This window comes from Amycolatopsis sp. cmx-11-51, from assembly GCF_047608665.1.
In the GTDB taxonomy this organism is placed as follows: domain Bacteria; phylum Actinomycetota; class Actinomycetes; order Mycobacteriales; family Pseudonocardiaceae; genus Amycolatopsis.
This window is the reverse complement of sequence record NZ_JADNQO010000012.1, coordinates 28,276-49,520: the sequence shown is the minus strand read 5'-3', so window position 1 is coordinate 49,520 and position 21,245 is coordinate 28,276. Positions and strand designations below refer to the sequence as shown.

The 21,245-nt window shown below is 66.0% G+C and carries 1 protein-coding gene (running past one end of the window); it reads left to right on the top strand.

The annotated features are described in order from the left end of the window. Window positions 1–44 precede the first annotated feature (44 nt). A protein-coding gene (locus tag ACM6LU_RS30275; RefSeq protein WP_414941212.1) for a non-ribosomal peptide synthase/polyketide synthase crosses the window boundary here: on the top strand, window positions 45–21,245 show its 5' portion. 4,773 nt of this gene lie beyond the right edge of the window; only the first 21,201 of its 25,974 coding nucleotides appear in the window; its start codon is at window positions 45–47; its stop codon lies off the right edge, out of view.

Here is a 21,245-nt window from a genome sequence, read left to right as displayed (position 1 = left end):
CTTGGGATAAGCCGTAGTTCAGCGTCAACTGGGGGAACAAAATCATGTCCGATCACCAGGGCATTCGCCTGCGTCTCACCGATGCCCAGCTCGGTGTCTGGTTCGGCCAGCAACTCGACCCGGCGAACCCGATCTTCACCATCGGCGGGTACATGGACATCCGTGGCGCACTGGACGTCGGCCTGTTCGAAGCGGCGCAGCGACAGACCGTCGCCGAGGCGGACAGCCTGCGCACGTGGGTCGTCGCAGAGGGCGAGGAGCACTGGCAGATCGTGTCGCCGTCGGTGGACTGGAGCATGGTCCACCAGGACTTCCGTTCGGCGGCTGACCCCCACGGCGCCGCGCTCGCGTGGATGCGAGCACAGCTGGCTATTCCGATGGATCCGGGCAAGGCGCCGCTGTTCGGTTTCGGGCTGCTGCGCCTCTCCGACGACCGGTACCTCGCTTTCCAGCGTTACCACCACCTTGTCGCCGACTCCATCACCGTCGGCCTGCTGTCTCGTCGTACCGCGGAGGTCTACACGGCCTTGGCCGAGGGCAAGCCGATCGGCGACAGCCCGTTCGGCAGGCTCGCCGACCTGGTCGACCGCGACCACGCTTACCGCGGTTCCGAGCAGCGTGTGGCGGACCGTGAGTACTGGCTGGACCGGCTCAAGGACAGCGCCGAACCGGTGAGTCCTTCGGGAAGGCCAGTGAGCACCGCGCGGGGATCGCGGTGGTGGGGCGGTTACCTGTCGGCAGCGGCCTCCACCGGCCTGCGGGACGTCGCCTGGCAGACCAGGGCCGCGTGGCAGTGTGTTCCCATTGCGGCGCAGGCGATCCTGCTTCGGCGGGCGACTGGCGAGCGGGACGTCCTCGTGGGTCTACCTGTGACCGGTCGTGTAGGCAGGGCCGAACAGGGCGTTCCTGGCATGCTGGCCAACGTCCTGCCGGTCCGGCTGGCCATGGATCCGGGGATGACGCTGGCCGACTTGCTCAAGTTGGTCCAGACCCGGCTGCGGGAGGCGTTGCGGCACCAGCGCTACCGCTATGAGGATCTGGCCAGGGATCTCGGGGCGGTGAATGACGGCCGTGAGCTGGCCGGTCCGCACGTCAACATCATCGCGGTCGCCGGTGAGCTCCGGTTCGGTGATCTGCAGGCGGTCGAACGACATCTGGCGATGGGCCCGGTCGACGACCTCTCCATGTCGATCTTCGACGACCACGACGACGAAGGCCTGCGGGTCGAGCTCTACGGCAACCCGGATTTGTACAGCGAGGAAGACATCGCGGTGCACGGGTCGCGGTACATCGCCTTGCTCGAAGAGATTGCCCAAGCGACTCCGCAGACGCCGGTCAACCAGTTCGAAGTCCTGCCCCTGGCCGAACGCGAACTGTTGCTGGACAAGTGGAACCGGACCGAACGACCGGACGAGTACGTCGGAGTGGTCGAACGGATCCGGCGGATCGCCGACGACCGGCCGGCCGCGGTGGCTGTCGTGGACGAGCACAGTGAGGTGACGTACGAACAATTGGTCGGCCGCGCGAGCGCGATCTCACGAAGGTTGCCCGCGGCCGATCTAATCGGTGTCTTCGGGGTGAACGGGCCGACGTTCATCGCGTCAGTGCTCGGTGTGCTCGGTGCGGGCAGTGCTTACGTGCCGCTGGATCCGAGCGTCCCCGTCGCTCGGACGGCGAGCTTGCTCACCGACAACGGGATCACCATCGTGCTGGTGGATCCGGACTGCCGTGCGCATGCCGAGCAGGCCGCGGCCGCAGCCGGGCATGAGGTTCGCGTAGTGGTCACCGACGACGCGGTAGACCCTGTTCACCGGCTGGCCGCGGCGCGCGGCGTACAAGACGACCTCGCCTATGTCATCTTCACATCTGGCTCGACCGGCAAGCCCAAGGGCGCCATGGTGCACCGGCGTGGCATGGTGAACCACCTGCTTGCCAAGGTCGACGACCTCGGTATGTCCGATCAGGACAATCTGGTGCAGAACGCGCCGCTGACGTTCGACATCTCGGTGTGGCAAATGCTCGCCCCGTTGATCGTCGGCGGCCGGGTGCGTGCCGTGCGCAGGGACGTCGCCGCCGACCCGATCGCCCTGTTCGACAGGGTGGCCAGGGAACACGTAACGATCCTCGAAGTCGTCCCGTCGTTGCTGCGCACGGCGCTGGACGCGTTCGACGCCCGCGATCTCGCTCCGGCGCTGCCGGAATTGCGCTGGCTCGTGGTCACCGGTGAGGCATTGCCACCGGACCTGTGTGACCGTTGGTTCGCGCGGTTCCCCGGTATTTCGATGATGAACGCGTACGGGCCCACGGAATGCTCCGACGACGTCACACACGCGGTCTTGGCGGCGGGCGATAGCTTCGAAGTGCCACGGATGCCGATCGGCCGCGCAGTGCGTAACACTCGGCTCTACGTACTCGGTGATGAGTTGCGCCCAGTGCCTATCGGCATGCCCGGTGAGCTGTACGTCGGCGGAGCCGGTGTGGGACGCGGATATCTCGGCGATCCGGCGCGGACCGCGGAGGTGTTCCCGGCTGACCCGTTCTCGGCCGTACCTGGCGCGCGGATGTATCGCACGGGTGACCGGGTGATCTATCGGCCGGACGGGCAGTTGGAGTTCCTCGAACGCCGTGACCACCAGGTGAAGATCCGTGGACACCGGATCGAGCTCGGCGAGGTCGAAACCGTGTTGCGTGCGCTGTCCGACGTCACCGACGCCGTCGCCGCGGTGGATACGGACGCGGCGGGCCAGACGCGCCTTGTCGGGTACGTTGTATCGCAGGCACGGCCGGTGGACCTGCGCGCCGCTGCGGCCGAGCTGTTGCCGGACTACCTGGTGCCTGCTGGGTTCGTGGTGCTCGAAGCGATGCCGTTGACACCGAATGGGAAGGTCGATCGCAAGGCGTTGCCCGCGCCGGACTTCGCCGGTGTCGCGAGCAGGCCGCCGCGAACCCCGCATGAAGCGATCCTGTGTGGTTTGTTCGCCGAGGTGCTCGGCGCCGGGTCGGTGGGGGTCGACGACAGCTTCTTCGCCCTCGGCGGGCATTCGCTGCTGGCGACCCGGTTGATCAGCCGGATCAGGGCCGTTCTCGGCTTCGAGGTGACGATCGCCGAGGTCTTCGAGAACCCGACCGCTGGCGCGTTGGCCCGCACGATCAGCATGGACGGTGTCGTCCGGCCCGCCCTGCGGTCGGTGCCGCGGCCCGCGGAGATCCCGCTTTCCTTTGCCCAGCGCCGGTTGTGGTTCATCAACCAGATGGAAGGGCCGAGCCCGACGTACAACATCCCGTTGGTGGTTGAGCTGACCGGGACGCTGGATCGCTCGGCGCTGCGTTCCGCGCTCAACGACGTGGTCGCCCGGCACGACACGTTGCGTACGGTGTTCCCGGACACCGCGGGCACTCCGCGTCAGGTGGTGCTCGCCCCAGCGGACGCCGAGGTCGAGCTGTTTGTCGTGGACACTCAGGAGACGGACGCGGCCATAGCGGTCGCGGCGCGGTACTGCTTCGACCTGGCGGTCGAACCGCCGGTGCACGCCACACTGCTGTGCACCGGCGGCGATCGGCATGTGCTCATGGTGGTCCTGCACCACATCGCCGGTGACGGATGGTCGCTCGCGCCACTGGTCGACGACCTGGTCACGGCCTACACCGCCCGTTGCGACGGGCAGGTCCCGAGCTGGCAGGCACTGCCTGTCCAGTACGTGGACTACACGCTGTGGCAACGTGAGTTGCTCGGTGCTGAGGCGGACTCGGCGAGCCTGTTCGCCAGTCAGCTGACATTCTGGCTGGAGACGCTGCGGGATCTGCCGGACCGGCTGGAGCTGCCGTTCAGCCGACCGCGTCCGGCGCAGGCCAGCCACCACGGTGACGTGCAGGGCTTCGCCGCGGACGCCGAGCTGCACAACGCTTTGCTCGCGCTGGCGCGGGACAGCGGCACCAGCCTGTTCATGGTGCTGCAGGCGGCGTTGGCGGGCCTGCTGACCCGGCTGGGTGCGGGTACGGACATCCCGCTGGGCAGTCCGATCGCCGGACGTACCGACGAAGCACTCGACGACCTGGTCGGCTTTTTCGTGAACACGTTGGTGTTGCGCACCGACACCTCGGGCAACCCCACCTTCCGTACGTTGCTCGACCGGGTCAGGGAAACCGACCTCGCCGCCTACGCGCACCAGGACCTGCCGTTCGACCGCCTGGTCGAAATCATCAACCCGGCGCGGTCGTTGGCGTCGCAACCGCTGTTCCAGGTCATGCTGGTGCTGCAGAACGCGCCGCGTGGCTCGGCCGTGGCCCCTGGTCTCGAGCTTGACATACACCCGGTGGGTGCGGGTGTCGCCAAGTTCGATCTGACACTGAGCTTTACCGAGCAATTCGACGACGCCGGTCGCCCAGCCGGGCTGGAAGGTGTCGCCGAGTTCAGCACTGACCTGTTCGACCACGACGCGATCGGCGAGCTCACCGGCAGGCTGACCCGGATGCTGACAGCGGCGGTCGAGAGCCCTGACGTCCCGATCGACCGCCTCGCGTTGCTGTCCGCCACCGAGCAGACCGAACTCGCCGCCGCAGGGAACGACACCGCGCACCCGGTCTCCAGCGAGCCCTTGCCCCGGCTCTTCGAGCAGCAGGTACAGCGTACGCCCGACGCGATCGCGTTGATATGCGGCGACACTGAACTGTCCTATGTGGAGCTGAACGCGCGGGCGAACAGGCTCGCGCGGCAGTTGACCGGACTTGGTGCCGGTCCAGAACGGATCGTCGCGCTGGCCTTACCGCGGTCGGTGGACATGGTTGTCGCCGTGCTGGCAATCTCCAAGGCAGGCAGCGCGTATCTGCCACTCGACCTGGACTACCCGGCCGACCGGCTGGAGTTCATGCTGGCCGACGCCGACCCGATGCTGCTAGTGACCACGCATGCGTCCGGGGAACTCCCTGTGAGCCCGAACGTGCCGGTGCTGATCGTGGATGAGCCGGTGACCGCGCGGTCTGTGGCGGCCCAGCCAGCTACGAATCTGGAAGCCTCAGGACTGGCGGCGCACAACGCGGCTTACGTGATCTACACGTCCGGCTCGACCGGCCGTCCCAAGGGCGTCGTCGTGTCGCATGCCGGCATCGGTAACCTCGCCGCCACCCATGCTGCGAGCGTCGGGGATCGCGTGCTGCAGATGTCCGCGCTCAGCTTCGACGTCGCGGTCGGGGACCTGTGCATGGCCCTGCTCAACGGTGCCACTCTCGTCCTGCCCGGGTCAGGACCGCTTGCCGGTCCGGAGCTGCTGGACGCGTTGAGCCGTAACGAGATCAGCCATGTCCAGGTGACTGCGGCGGTTCTCGGTACGATGCCGGCCGGTGAGCTACCCGCGCTGCGGACCTTGATCGTCGGCGGCGACACGTGTGCGCCTGAAGTCATCGCGCGTTGGGCCGTCGGTCGAGCCATGCGCAACGCGTACGGGCCGACCGAGGCCACGGTGTGTGCCACGATGAGCGAACCGATGGTCCCGGGCGCGGCACCAGCCATCGGAAGTCCATTGTGGAACATCCGCGCCTATGTGCTGGACGCGGCACTGCGGCCGCTGCCGTCCGGCGCGGTCGGCGAGTTGTACCTCGCCGGTGCCGGAGTGGCACGCGGTTACCTCAACCAATCGCCGCTGACCACTGTCCGCTTTGTCGCCGACCCGTTCGGGCCTGCCGGTTCGCGGATGTACCGCACGGGTGACCTGGTCCGGCGCGTCACCAACGGTGAGCTGATGTTCGTCGGCCGCGCTGATGACCAGGTCAAGATTCGGGGATTCCGCGTCGAACCCGGTGAGATCGAGGCCGTGATCGCCGGTCACCCAGGGGTGGCGCAAGCCGCCGTGGTGGCCAGGGCGGACCGGTCGGGAGAACGGAGGTTGGCGGCATACCTGGTGCCTGCGCCGGCACAGCGGGATGTCGCCGAGGACGACCGGTACATCGACAAGTGGCAGCTCATCCACGACTCCCTGCACGACGACACCGGGCGCGCCGAGGCCGACTTCTCAGGCTGGAACTCCAGTTACGACGGCACTCCGATCGCGCTCGACCACATGCGGGAATGGCAGTCGGCCACGGTGTCGCGCGTGCTGGACTTGCGACCGAAGCGGGTGCTGGAGATCGGTGTCGGTAACGGGTTGGTCCTTGACGGCGTCGCGCCGCGCTGTGACGAGTACTGGGGTACTGATTTCTCCGCCGCCGCGATCGATGCCCTCCGGCAGCGGATCGAGGCGGATGATCGGCTTGCTTCCGTCGTCCGCCTGCGGGTCCGGCTAGCCGACGATATGACCGGCCTGCCTGAGGGGCACTTCGACACCGTCGTGATCAACTCGGTGGCGCAGTACTTCCCCAGTGCCGACTACCTGCTCGATGTCCTGCGCAAAGCCGTTTCCCTGGTCGCTCCCGGTGGCGCGGTGTTCATCGGTGACGTCCGTAACCTCGCCTTGTTGCGTTGTCTCAATGCCGCGGTCCAGTTGCGCAAGGCGGCTCCGGCCGAGGATCCGGACACGGTCCGGGCCCGGATCGAGCAAAGCGTGGTGCTGGAAGAAGAACTTCTGGTCCACCCGAGCTGGTTCGACGAGCAGGTGCGTGGCATCGAAGGTGTCGACGCGGTGACCGTGTGTCTGAAGGACGGGATCCGGCACAACGAACTCACCAGGTACCGGTACGACGTGACTTTGCACATCGGAGCCGCGAATACCCTTTCGGTGCTGGACAGCCCCACTCTCGAATGGGGCCGGGATGTGGTATCGGTCGACGGCCTGGGTGAGCACCTCTTCGCCCAGCGCCCGTCCACGCTCCGTGTCGCGTCGGTTCCCAACGCCAGGGTCCGTCATGAGGCGGAGGCGTTGCGGCTGTTCGAGAGCGGCAGTGGGTTGGCCGAAGTGCGCCGCAGGCTGCGCGCGGGCGACGAACAACCCGCCGGGTTGGAGCCGCGAGCGTTCCACGACCTCGGTGCGCACCATGGATACCGGGTCGTGACGACGTTCTCCGGAACCTTGACCGATGGTGCGTTCGACGTGGTCATGGTCGATGCCGCGGACACGGATTCCGTTGTGTTTGATCGGACATACCTGCCCGGTGGTGAGCAGCCAAGGGCGTACTCCAACAACCCCGCGGCAACGCGGGACATCGGCGGACTGGCTGCCTCCGTGCGCGCCTGGTTGCGCGACCGTCTGCCCGATCACTTGATGCCCGCGGGTTTCGTGGTGCTGGAAGCCTTGCCGCTGACCCCGAGTGGGAAGCTCGATCGGGCGGCGCTTCCCGCCGCCGAGTTCACCGCGACCGGATCGGGCCGTCCGCCACGCGATGCCCGTGAGGAAGTGCTGTGCGGGCTGTTCGGTGAGGTCCTCGGCATCCGCGGGGTCGGCGTCGAGGACGGGTTCTTCGACCTGGGCGGGCATTCCCTGCTCGCGGCCAAACTGGCCAGCCGGATCCGCGCGGTTTTCGGTGTCGAGGTGCCAGTCCGGACGTTGTTCGACCGGCCGACGGTCGCGGCACTGGCCGAGATCCTCGACGGCGCGGACGGTGCCAGGGCACCGCTCGGCCCGATGACCCGGCCGGAACAGGTCCCCTTGTCCTTCGCGCAGCGCCGGTTGTGGTTCATCAACCAGCTCGAAGGGCCGAATCCCGCCTACAACATGCCGCTCGCAGTGCGGTTGTCCGGCCCACTCGACCGCCGCGCCTTGGCACTCGCGGTCGGTGACTTGGTGGCCAGGCAGGAAAGCCTGCGGACCATCCACCCGGACACCGATGGCGTGCCGTATCAGCATGTCGTCGACCACTACGAGCCCGAACTGTCTGTGGTGAACACAACGGTCGACCGGCTCGCCGATGAGCTGAAAGCCGCCGCGTCCAGGCCGTTCGACCTGACCAGCGAGCCACCGATCCGGTCCAGCCTGTTCACCGTCGGGCCCGACGAGCACGTTCTACTCGTCGTCCTGCACCACATCGCGGGTGACGGTTGGTCGATGGTGCCGCTGACCCGCGATATCGCTCACGCGTACACCGCTCGCCGCCGGGACGAGCAACCAGACTGGGCGCCCCTGCGCGTGCAGTACGCGGACTTCGCGCTTTGGCAGCACGAAACACTCGGCGACGAGGACGACCCGGCGAGCCCGCTCGCGCGGCAACTGGAATACTGGCGCGGCGAACTCGCCGGGATCCCGCAGGAACTCGACCTGCCGACGGACCGGCCACGCCCGGCCTCACCGAGCCACGTCGCGGACAGCGTCCCGTTCGAGGTCGACGCCGGACTGCACGCGGCGCTCATCGACTTGGCGCGCGACCACCAGGCCAGTTTGTTCATGGTGATCCAAGCCGCACTCGCGGTGTTGCTCAACCGGCTCGGCGGGGGCACCGATATCCCGATCGGCGCGACCGCGGCAGGACGTGCCGATGAGGCGTTGGATGATCTGGTCGGGTTTTTCGTGAATACGTTGGTGTTGCGGACTGATGTGTCGGGTGATCCGAGTTTCGGTGAGTTGCTTGGCAGAGTGCGGGAGACTGATCTTGCCGCCTATGCGCGGCAGGATGTGCCGTTCGAGCGACTGGTCGAGGTGCTCAACCCACGACGGTCTTTGGCGCGGCACCCCTTGTTCCAGGTGATGCTGGCTTTCCAGAACAACACCGAGGTGACGCTGGAGCTGCCCGGACTGAACGTCGCCGCCGAGCTGGTCGCCGTGGACGGGGCCAAGTTCGATCTGCTGTTCAACCTTGGCGAGCGGTTCTCGGTCGATGGGGCGGCCGACGGCGTGCACGGCTTCGTCGAATTCAGTACTGATTTGTTTGATCGTGGTTCTGTTGTTGTTTTGGTTGAGCGGTTGGTGCGGTTGTTGGGTGCGGTGGTGGTTGGGCCGGATGTGCGGGTTAGCCGGTTTGAGATTTTGTCTGTGGTTGAGCGTGTGTTGGTGTTGCCGGGGAGCGCGGATGGTTCGCGGGGTGTTGGTGCGTGTTTGCCGGAGTTGTTTGAGGCTTGGGTGGGGCGTTGTCCTGATGCGGTTGCGGTGGTGTTCGGGGACGAGTCTTTGACGTATGCCGAACTGGATGCCAGGGCGAATGGGCTGGCGTCTCGGTTGGTGGTGGGTGGTGCTGGGCCGGAGAAGGTTGTCGCGCTGGCGTTGCCGCGTGGGTGTGAGTTGGTTGTTGCTGTGGTGGCGGTGGTGAAGGCTGGTGCGGCGTATTTGCCGGTTGATCCGGAGTATCCGGTGGATCGGGTTGCGTTCATGCTTGCTGATGCTGATCCGGTGTTGATGGTGACGACGTCTGTTGTGGCCGCTGGTTTGCCGGATATCGGTGGGTTGCCGACGATTCTGGTGGACGCTGCTGAGATTGCGGTGTCGGCGGATGTGGTTCGTGCTGTGCGGGACGAGCATGCGGCGTATGTGATTTATACGTCTGGGTCTACTGGTGTGCCTAAGGGTGTGGTGGTGTCGCATCGGAATGTGGTTCGGTTGTTTGAGACGACTGGGTCTATGTTCGGGTTTGGTGCGGATGATGTGTGGACGTTGTTCCATTCGTATGCGTTTGATTTCTCGGTGTGGGAGATCTGGGGTGCGTTGTTGTCGGGTGGTCGTTTGGTGGTGGTTCCTTATTTGGTGAGTCGTTCGCCGGAGAGGTTCCGTGATTTGCTGGTTCAGGAGCGGGTGACGGTGTTGAATCAGACGCCGTCGGCGTTCTATCAGTTGGCGGATGTTGATTCTGCGGGTGTTTTGTCGTTGCGGTGGGTGATTTTTGGTGGTGAGGCGCTGGAGCCTGCTCGGTTGTCGGGCTGGTTTGAGCGGCATCCGGATGACGCGCCCGCGTTGGTGAATATGTACGGGATCACCGAGACGACGGTGCATGTCACCGCACACCGGCTGACCCGGGATTTCGTGAATGGTTTGTCTCGTAGTGTGGTTGGTCGGGCGTTGCCGGATTTGCGGGTTTATGTGTTGGGTGGGGGGTTGTTGCCGGTTCCGCCTGGTGTGGTGGGGGAGTTGTATGTGGCGGGGCCTGGTGTCGCTCGTGGTTATCTGGGTCGGCCGGGTTTGACCGCGGAGCGGTTTGTGGCGGATCCGTTCGGTGGTGTTGGTGAGCGGATGTATCGCACGGGTGATCTGGCTCGGTGGAATGATGCTGGTGAGCTGGAGTTCGCGGGTCGTGCTGATGAGCAGGTGAAGGTCCGTGGTTTCCGGATCGAACCCGGCGAAATCGAGGCCGTCCTCTGCCAACATCCCGCAGTGGCCACCGCGGTGGTGATCTTGCGAGGGGAGAGCCTGATCGGCTATCTCGTATCCGCCACAGGGTCCACTGTGGACACAGTAGTGGTCAGGGCACACGCGGCCGCGCGGATGCCTGACCACCAGGTTCCCGCCGGATTCGTCGTACTGGACGCACTGCCGCTGACGCCGAACGGCAAAGTGGACCGTGCCGCGCTGCCGGACCCGGTGTTCGGGTCCGCGGCGCCGGATCGTGCACCGAGCACAGCGGCCGAGCGGGCCCTCTGCGAGGTCTTTACGGAGGTGCTGGACATCCCGTCGGTCGGGATTGACGACGGCTTCTTCGAACTGGGCGGTCATTCCCTCCTGGCCACCAGGCTGATCAGCCGAATCAGGGAAGTCCTCGGTGTCGAGATCGAGGTGCGTGTCCTGTTCGAGGCGCCGACTGTCGCAGAACTCGCGAAACGCCTGGACGGAGCCGGAACCGCCCGCACGCCCTTGCGGCCAATGGCACGCTCGCGGACGCTGCCGCTGTCCTTCGCGCAACGGCGCCTGTGGTTCCTGCACCGCCTGGAAGGTCCGAGCAGGACCTACAACATGCCCTTGGTGCTAAGGCTTTCCGGCGAGTTGGACCGGGCCGCGCTGAGCGCCGCGCTGGGTGACGTCATGGTAAGGCATGAGACCTTGCGGACGGTATTCCGTGAGATCGACGGCGATCCGGCGCAGGTGGTGCTTGACGCCGCGTCCCTGGCGCTGCATGTACGAGAAGTCGCCGAAGCCGATGTAGCGCCGGCGTTGGCCGAGGCCGTTGGCTACCCATTCGATCTCGCGTCCGAGCCGGCCGTGCGCGTCGACCTGTTCGTCCTCGGCCCCGACGACCACGTGGTTTCGCTGCTGCTGCACCACATTTTGGCTGACGCCTGGTCTTTGCGGCCGCTGGCTCGTGATCTCGCGGACGCGTATGCCGCCCGTCGTGTGAACACTGCGCCAACGTGGACGCCGTTGCCGGTGCAGTACGTCGATTACGCGCTCTGGCAGCGTGAACTGCTCGGCGACGAGAGTGACGAGGCAAGCCTGTTCGCGCGCCAGGTCCGCTACTGGACCGAAGCCCTTGCTGGACTGCCCGAACAGCTCGAACTGCCCACCGATCGGCCGCGTCCGTCGGTGGCCTCGTATGACGGCGAGGTGCTGTTCTTCGACATCGACGCCGGACTGCACCAGGCCATGCGACAGATCGCCGATGGCCAGAACGCCACTCTTTTCATGGTGCTGCATGCCAGCCTGGCCGGCCTGTTCACCCGGCTGGGCGCGGGTACGGACATCCCGATCGGCAGTCCGATCGCCGGCCGGCTCGACCCGGCACTCGATGAGCTCGTCGGATTCTTCGTCAACACTCTCGTGGTCCGCGCGGACACCTCAGGTGACCCGGGATTCCGCGACATGGTGAGGCGGGTCAAGGACTCCGCGCTCGGAGCCTATGACAACCAGGACGTCCCGTTCGAGTACCTGGTCGAGGTGCTCAACCCGGTGCGTTCGTTGTCGCACCACCCGCTTTTCCAGACCATGCTCGCCCTGCAGAACGCGCCGGAGGCGGCGTTCGGTCTGCCAGGGCTGACTGGCGCCCCGATGGATGTGGACACCGGCAGCGCCCGGTTCGACCTGTTCTTCAACCTCACCGAGACCTTTGACGCCGACGGCACGGCCGCGGGCATCAGTGCCTTCGTCGAGTACAGCACGGATCTGTACGACGGCAGCACGGTGAAGACCCTGGTAGACCGATGGCTGAGGCTGACGGCAGCCGTGACCGCGGATCCCGATCGCCGGATCAGCACGGTCGACCTGTTGACCGACGATGAGCGTGCGCTGCTGGCCGCGTGGAACGACACAGCCACCGAGATCCCGGCGGATTCGATCCCCGGCTTGTTCGAGGAACGGGTCCGGGCGGCACCGCACGCGCCCGCGCTCCGGACTGACGAAGTCGTACTGTCTTACGCCGAACTGAACGAGCGGGCCAACCGGTTGGCGTGGCACATGATCGCGGGCGGGGTTGGGCCGGAGTCCGTGGTCGGCTTGGCGCTGCCGCGGTCGCCCGAGTTCGTGATGTCCCTGCTGGCCACCTACAAGGCCGGCGCCGCGTACATGCCGATCAACCCCGAGTTCCCGGTGGAGCGCAAGGCGTTCCTGGTGGACGACGGCAAACCGGCGATGGTGGTCACCACGGGTCAAGTGCGCGCGGACTTGCCGGACCTCGGCGGCGCGGCATGTGTGGTGCTCGACGACCACGCCACCATGGCGGAACTGGCCAGTCAGCTGGTCCGGGATCCGCAGGACGCCGACCGGACCAAGCCACTGCATTCGGCGAACCCGGCGTATCTCGTGCACACCTCGGGGTCGACCGGACGGCCGAAGGGCGTGCTGGTCCTTGCAGGCGCGATGGTGAACGTGATCCGGTGGCATGGCACTGTCTTCCCGCCAGGCGAAGGGATCAGGACCGCCCAGTTCACCGCGATGAGTTTCGACGTCGCCGCGCAGGAAATCCTGGCGACGCTCGCGCTGGGCAAGGAACTGGTGATCCCCGACGAGGACACCCGGCGAAGCGGCGAGCTGTTCGCCCGCTGGCTCGACCGGCATCGGATCAGCGAGCTGTTCTCGCCGAACGTCGTCGTCGAGGCCGTTCTCGACGCCGCCGGAGAGCACGGGATCGCGTTGACCAGGCTCACCGATGTCGCGCAGGCGGGCGAGGCGATGACGCTCAGTCCGCAGGTACGCGAGTTCTACACCACTCGCCCGCAACAGCGACTGCACAACCAGTACGGTCCGACCGAGACACAGATGATCTCGGGATACCGGTTGCCCGGCAATGCCACGGAGTGGGCCGTGCCGGTGCCGATAGGTCGGCCGTTACCGAACATGCGCGTGTACGTGCTCGATGCCCACCTGCGTCCCGTCGCGCCGGGCATACCCGGTGAGCTCTATACCGCGGGGGTTGGGCTGGGACGCGGGTACGTCAACCGTCCTGGGCTGACCGCGGAGCGGTTCGTGGCGTGCCCGTTCGGTGCGTCTGGCGAGCGGATGTATCGCACAGGCGATTTGGTGCGCTGGTTGCCCGACGGCAACCTGGTCTACATCGGCCGTACGGACGATCAGGTCAAGATCCGTGGCTTCCGAATCGAGTTGGGCGAGGTCGAAGCCGCGCTGCGACGGGTGGACCAGGTAGCGCAGGCGGTCGTGGTCGCGCACCAGTACCGCCCGGGCGACACTCGGCTTGTCGCTTATGTCGTCTCGCAACCACGTGCGGAACTCACCCAGGCACAGCTCAGGGACTTGACCGCCGCGGCACTCCCGGACTACCTGGTTCCTTCGGCTTTCGTGCTGCTGGACGCCTTGCCGGTAACGGTGAACGGCAAGGTGGATCGTGCGGCTCTGCCGGCACCGGACTTCACCGTGACCGTGGGCCGAGGTCCGCGTACACCGCTCGAAGAAATCCTGTGCGGCTTGTTCGCGGACGTGCTCGGGGTACCATCCGTCGGGATCGACGACGGATTCTTCGAACTGGGCGGACATTCGCTGCTGGCGACCCGGCTGATCAGCAAGATCAGGTCCACCGTCGGCGCCGAACTCGGCATCCGTGCCCTGTTCGACAAACCGACCGTCGCAGGCGTCGCGGAGCTGGTGGCGGGCGCGTCCGGCACGGCGGCCCGAGCTCCGCTCGGCTTGATGTTGAGACCCGACCTGGTGCCGTTGTCGTACGCGCAGCAGAGGTTGTGGTTCCTCGATCAGCTTGAGGGCCCGTCGGCGACCTACAACATCCCTTTGCCTCTGAGGCTGTCCGGAACGCTCGACATCGAAGTGTTGCGGGCCGCGGTGGCCGACGTGGTGGCCCGGCACGAGACGCTCAGGACTGTGTTCCCTGTCGTGGATGGAAGTCCAAGGCAGCGCGTGCTCGACCCAGCGGACGCCGTCGTCGAGGTATCCATTGTGGACCCTGATGATGTTGATGCGGCGGTGGATGCGAAGGCTCGTGAACCCTTTGATCTGGCTGGGGAACCGCCGATCCGGGTGCGGTTGTTCCAGGTCGCCCTGGACGAGTTCGTGTTGCTGGTGGTGATCCATCACATCGCGGGTGACGGGTGGTCGTTGGCGCCACTGGCGCGTGACCTGGCGACGGCGTACTCCGCGCGTCTGCGAGGAAAGGCGCCGAGTTGGCCGCCGTTGCCGGTGCAGTACGTGGACTACGCGCTGTGGCAGCGGGAACTGCTCGGTGACGAGGACGATCCGGCCAGCCCGATCTTCGACCAGATCGAGTTCTGGCGGCACCGGTTGGCCGGTCTGCCCGCGGAGTTGAACCTGCCGACCGACCGGCCGAGGCCATCGGTGGCCGGGTATCGCGGCGATTCCGTTGCGTTCCACCTGGACGCCGACGTGCACCAGGCAGCGCTGTGCCTGGCGCGGTCGGCAGGCGCGACGGTGTTCATGGTGGTGCAGACCGCTCTCGCGGTGACGCTGTCGCGACTCGGTGCGGGTGTGGATATTCCGATTGGGACGCCGGTCGCCGGCCGTACCGATGAGGCGTTGGATGATCTGGTCGGGTTTTTCGTGAACACGTTGGTGTTGCGGACCGATGTGTCGGGTGATCCGAGTTTCCGTGAGTTGCTCGACCGGGTCCGGGAGGCCGATCTCGCCGCGTTCGCGCACCAGGACGCACCGTTCGAGCGCCTGGTCGAGGTCCTCAACCCGGAGCGTTCGCTGGCCAGGCATCCGCTGTTCCAGGTGATGCTCAGCTTCCACAACAACGCCGACGCTGTGGTCGATCTGCCAGGACTGGTCGTCGACGGGCACGACGCGAGCACCGACGCCGCCAAGTTCGATCTTGGCTTCAACATGCGCGAAGAGCTTTCCGCGGAAGGACGCCCGGCCGGGCTGGCCGGAGCCATCGAGTACGCGGTGGACCTGTTCGATGCCGAAACTGTGGCGGTGATCGGCGAACGGCTGGCACGCGTGCTGACCGCCGCGGTCGCCGAGCCGGACCGTGCCGTCGGTGCGCTGGAGGTCCTCTCACCCGCGGAACGCCGCCAGTTGCTGACAGACTGGAACGACACCGGCCGCGCCTACGGGTTCGCAACGATCCCTGACCTCGTGTTGGCCCAGGCGGAGCGGCTCAAGGACCACGTCGCGCTGCGGTGCGGTAAGTCCACTGTGTCCTATTCGGACATCGCAGCCGGAGTGCAACGCTTGGCGGCTGTGCTGAATACCTGTGGCGTCGGCAAGGGAGATGTCGTCGCCGTCGCCCTGCCTCGCTCCGAACGACTGCTGACCACCATGCTGGCGGTATCATTGGTCGGAGCCGCGTATCTACCGCTCGATCCGGCCCATCCGGCCGAGCGGACCGGGTATGTGCTCGCGGACGCGAAACCCACGCTGGTGGTCACCGATGACTCGGTGTCCTTGCCTGACACCGACGTCCGGGTGCTGTCGCTGGACGAGCCGGCCAGCGCGGCGGCGCCGGCCGCCCGCGTCGGCGCACACCCGGACGACGCCGCGTACGTGATCTACACGTCCGGTTCGACCGGGCGGCCGAAGGGCGTGGTGGTGACCCACGCCAACCTCGCCAATTTCCTGCACTCCATGCTGGAGCGGCTCGAACTGGGCGAAGAAGACCGGTTGGTCGCGGTCACCACGACCACCTTCGACATCGCCGCGCTGGAGTTGTATGCCCCGCTGCTGACCGGCGGGACCGTCGTCCTCGCCCAAACGGTCGACCCCGCGGACCTGGGCGTACTGATCCGGGGCAGCGGCGCCACGGTCATGCAGGCGACTCCGACGCTGTGGCAGTCGCTGGTGTCCGAGAACCCGGAACCGTTGCGCGGCCTGCGAGTTCTCGTGGGAGGCGAGGCCTTACCCGCGACGTTGGCCAAGGAATTGCGCGCGGTGACGGACCGGGTGACCAACCTCTACGGGCCCACCGAGACCACGATCTGGTCCACCGCCGCCGAGATCGGCGACGGACCCGTGTCGCTTGGCACACCGATCGCCAACACCCAGGTGTACGTGCTCGACCAGCGACTTCGCCTGGTCCCGCCGGGGACGCCCGGCGAGCTCTACATCGCGGGCGACGGCGTCGCCCGCGGGTACTTCGGCCGTTTCGGGCAGACCGCGGAACGGTTCTTAGCGTGCCCGTTCCAGTCGCCGGGCAGCAGGATGTACCGGACCGGTGACCTTGTGCACTGGAGCCACGACGGACAGCTGGTGTTCCTCGGCCGAGCAGATGACCAGGTGAAGGTCCGTGGGTTCAGGATTGAGCTCGGTGAGATCGAAGCCGCCCTCGAACGGCACGCCGCAGTCACCCGGGCAGCGGTGACGGTCCACGACAACGTGCGGCATGGCAAGCAATTGGCCGCCTATGTGATGACTGAGGGCGTGGCGCAGTCGATTGACCTGCGTGATCACCTGCGGAGCCTGCTGCCGGACTACATGGTGCCCGGCACGATCGTGTTCCTCGAGACACTTCCGTTGACCGCCAACGGAAAGCTCGATCGCCGTGCGCTGCCGGCGCCGAACTTCGCGGCCGAGCCGGGCCGTGACCCGCGGACACCGCTTGAGGAGATCCTGTGCGGCTTGTTCGCCGAGGTGTTCGAGGTGCCCAGGGTCGGCATCGATGACGGGTTCTTCGCCCTCGGTGGGCATTCGCTGCTGGCCACCCGGCTGATCAGCCGAATCCGGTCCGTCATGGACGTCGAAGTGGGCATTCGCGCGCTCTTCGAGAACCCCACTGTCGCCGGTCTCGCCGCCGCGCTGGACACCAGCTCAGGCGCACGTCGAGGCGTGCGGTCGATGCCGCGGCCGGACGTGGTTCCGTTGTCGTACGCGCAGCGGCGCCTGTGGTTCCTCGACCAGCTTGAGGGGCCATCCGCGACGTACAACATCCCGCTGATGCTGCGCCTTCGCGGAGACCTGGACATCGACGCACTGCGTGTCGCGGTCGCGGACGTGGTGACGCGCCACGAGAGCTTGCGGACGGTGTTCCCCGCCGTGGGCGGAGTTCCGCGACAGCAGGTGCTCGACTCAGCTGCCGCTGTCATTGAGGTGTCCGTCGTGGACATCGACCCGGCTGGTGTCCGGGCCGCCGTGGAATCGGCTGCCCGTGAGTCGTTCGATCTGGCGGGTGGGCTGCCGATCCGAATGTGGCTGTTCCGAGTCGATCCGGACGAGTTCGTGTTGCTGGCTGTCGTGCATCATATCGCCGGCGACGGGTGGTCTTTGGCGCCCTTGGCTCGCGATCTGGCGACCGCGTATGCGGCGCGGGCGGCCGACTCCGCTCCACAATGGACGACGCTGCCGGTGCAGTATGTGGACTACACGTTGTGGCAGCGGGAACTGCTCGGCGACGAGGACGATCCCGACAGTGCCGTCGCACAGCAGCTCGACTATTGGCTGACCGCACTACGGGATCTGCCCGCGGAACTAAACCTGCCGACCGACCGGCCACGACCCGCGATCGCGAGCAACCGCGGCGAGACACTTCCCATCCACCTGCCTGCCGCACTGCACAAGCAGATAGCGGAGCTGGCCAGGGAGAGCCAGGTCACGGAGTTCATGGTCGTGCAGGCGGCGTTGGCGGCGTTGCTGTCGCGACTCGGTGCGGGTTCGGACATCCCGATCGGGACGCCGATCGCCGGGCGTACCGACGAGGCGTTGGATGATCTGGTCGGGTTCTTCGTGAACACGTTGGTGTTGCGGACCGATGTGTCGGGTGATCCGAGTTTCCGTGAGTTGCTCGGCCGGGTGCGGGAGACCGATCTAGCCGCGTTCGCGCGGCAGGATGTGCCGTTCGAGCGGCTCGTGGAGGTGCTCAACCCACGACGATCGCCGGCACGTCATCCCCTCGTGCAGACCGTCATCGCGTTCCAGAACCTGCCGGAAGCAGTACCGCGGCTGCCAGGTCTTGACGTCTCTCCGGAGTTCGCCGCCGCCGGTGCCGCGAAGTTCGATTTGTTGTTCACCCTTGGCGAGAGTCACGCCGACGACGGTGAGCCGAGCGGTATCGAGGGTTTCGTCGAATTCAGTACTGATTTGTTTGATCGTGGTTCTGTTGTTGTTTTGGTTGAGCGGTTGGTGCGGTTGTTGGGTGCGGTGGTGGTTGGGCCGGATGTGCGGGTTAGCCGGTTTGAGATTTTGTCTGTGGTTGAGCGTGTGTTGGTGTTGCCGGGGAGCGCGGATGGTTCGCGGGGTGTTGGTGCGTGTTTGCCGGAGTTGTTTGAGGCTTGGGTGGGGCGTTGTCCTGATGCGGTTGCGGTGGTGTTCGGGGACGAGTCTTTGACGTATGCCGAACTGGATGCCAGGGCGAATGGGCTGGCGTCTCGGTTGGTGGTGGGTGGTGCTGGGCCGGAGAAGGTTGTCGCGCTGGCGTTGCCGCGTGGGTGTGAGTTGGTTGTTGCTGTGGTGGCGGTGGTGAAGGCTGGTGCGGCGTATTTGCCGGTTGATCCGGAGTATCCGGTGGATCGGGTTGCGTTCATGCTTGCTGATGCTGATCCGGTGTTGATGGTGACGACGTCTGTTGTGGCCGCTGGTTTGCCGGATATCGGTGGGTTGCCGACGATTCTGGTGGACGCTGCTGAGATTGCGGTGTCGGCGGATGTGGTTCGTGCTGTGCGGGACGAGCATGCGGCGTATGTGATTTATACGTCTGGGTCTACTGGTGTGCCTAAGGGTGTGGTGGTGTCGCATCGGAATGTGGTTCGGTTGTTTGAGACGACTGGGTCTATGTTCGGGTTTGGTGCGGATGATGTGTGGACGTTGTTCCATTCGTATGCGTTTGATTTCTCGGTGTGGGAGATCTGGGGTGCGTTGTTGTCGGGTGGTCGTTTGGTGGTGGTTCCTTATTTGGTGAGTCGTTCGCCGGAGAGGTTCCGTGATTTGCTGGTTCAGGAGCGGGTGACGGTGTTGAATCAGACGCCGTCGGCGTTCTATCAGTTGGCGGATGTTGATTCTGCGGGTGTTTTGTCGTTGCGGTGGGTGATTTTTGGTGGTGAGGCGCTGGAGCCTGCTCGGTTGTCGGGCTGGTTTGAGCGGCATCCGGATGACGCGCCCGCGTTGGTGAATATGTACGGGATCACCGAGACGACGGTGCATGTCACCGCACACCGGCTGACCCGGGATTTCGTGAATGGTTTGTCTCGTAGTGTGGTTGGTCGGGCGTTGCCGGATTTGCGGGTTTATGTGTTGGGTGGGGGGTTGTTGCCGGTTCCGCCTGGTGTGGTGGGGGAGTTGTATGTGGCGGGGCCTGGTGTCGCTCGTGGTTATCTGGGTCGGCCGGGTTTGACCGCGGAGCGGTTTGTGGCGGATCCGTTCGGTGGTGTTGGTGAGCGGATGTATCGCACGGGTGATCTGGCTCGGTGGAATGATGCTGGTGAGCTGGAGTTCGCGGGTCGTGCTGATGAGCAGGTGAAGGTCCGTGGTTTCCGGATCGAACCCGGCGAAATCGAGGCCGTCCTGTCTGAACACCCCGACGTCGCCCAGGCCGCGGTGATCGTGCGCGAGGACCAGCCAGGAGACCGGCGGTTGGTCGGCTACGTCCTACCTGCCGCGGCAAGGGACCGAGTGCCAGGCGCGGACGCCACCGACCAGCTCGAAGAGTGGCAGCAGATCTACGACTCGCTGTACAGCGGCGCGCAGGACGTGCCGTTCGGCGAGAACTTCAGCGGCTGGAACAGTAGCTACACCGGCGCGCCGATCCCGCTTGACGAGATGCGGGAATGGCGGGACGCGACCGTGGACCGGATCCTCAGCGTACGGCCGCGGCGCGTGCTCGAGATCGGTGTCGGTTCCGGTCTGCTGATGGCCAAGATCGCGCCACACACGGACGAGTACTGGGCTACGGACCTCTCGCCGACCGTGATCGAGGCGCTGCGTCGGCAACTGGAGGCCCAGCCTGCTATCGCCGATCGCGTCCGGCTGATGGCACGGCCGGCGCACGACATCGAAGGGTTACCCGCCGGCCGGTTCGACATCGTCGTTTTGAACTCCGTCGTCCAGTACTTCCCGGACGCCGGGTATCTGGCGAACGTCCTTCGGCAGGCGATGGATCTGCTTGCGCCCGGCGGAGCGGTATTCATCGGTGACGTACGGAACCTGAGGCTGCACAGGTGCTTCATCACCGCGACCCGGTTGCGTCAAGCGAACGCGGACACGGCCGCGGCGGAGCTGCGCCGTGCCATTGAACACGACATGCTGATGGAGAAGGAGCTCCTGCTCGACCCAGACTTCTTCGCCGCATTCGGTCAGGCCGTACCGGGCATCGACGCGGTGGATCTACGGATCAAGCGGGGCCGTTGGCACAACGAGCTGAACCGGTACCGCTATGACGTCTTCCTGCGCAAGGCCCCGGCCGTCAGCGAACAGGACGGCGGAACTGTGCTGCGTTGGGGCGAGGACGTAGCAGGATTCGAAGAGTTGGTGTCGCACTTGGAGCGACGCGACGGGCGTCTGCGGTTGACCGGTGTGCCCAATGCCAGGACGGCGGGCGAACTGGGCGCGATGCGGGCGTTGGACGCCGGTGAGGGACTGGCCGTGGTCCTGCATCGGCTGGAAGGGACGGCGGCGGTCGATCCCGAGGAACTGGCCGAACTCGCGGCGAGGTTCGACCTGCGGATCGCGGTCACGTGGTCAAGCACCACCGACAGCGGCTTCGACGTGGTCTTCACCAGCGAAGACAGCGAAGACAGCGGCGTCGCGTACCGGCCTGCCGGGAAGATCGATGCGCCGCTGGCGACCTACGCCAACCGTCCGGCTGACTCACGGGACATCGGTGCGCTGCTCGGTTCGCTGCCGTCCTACCTCGGCCGTTGGCTGCCGGACTACATGGTCCCGGCCGCATTCGTGGTTCTCGAACGGCTGCCGCTGACCGCCAACGGCAAGCTTGACCGCGGAGCGCTGCCTGAACCGGATCTGGGCACGCTCTCCACCGGTCGGGCGCCGCGGACGCCACACGAGGAACTGCTGTGCGGGCTGTTCGCCGAAGTACTCGGCCTCGCCGAGGTCGGCGTCGAG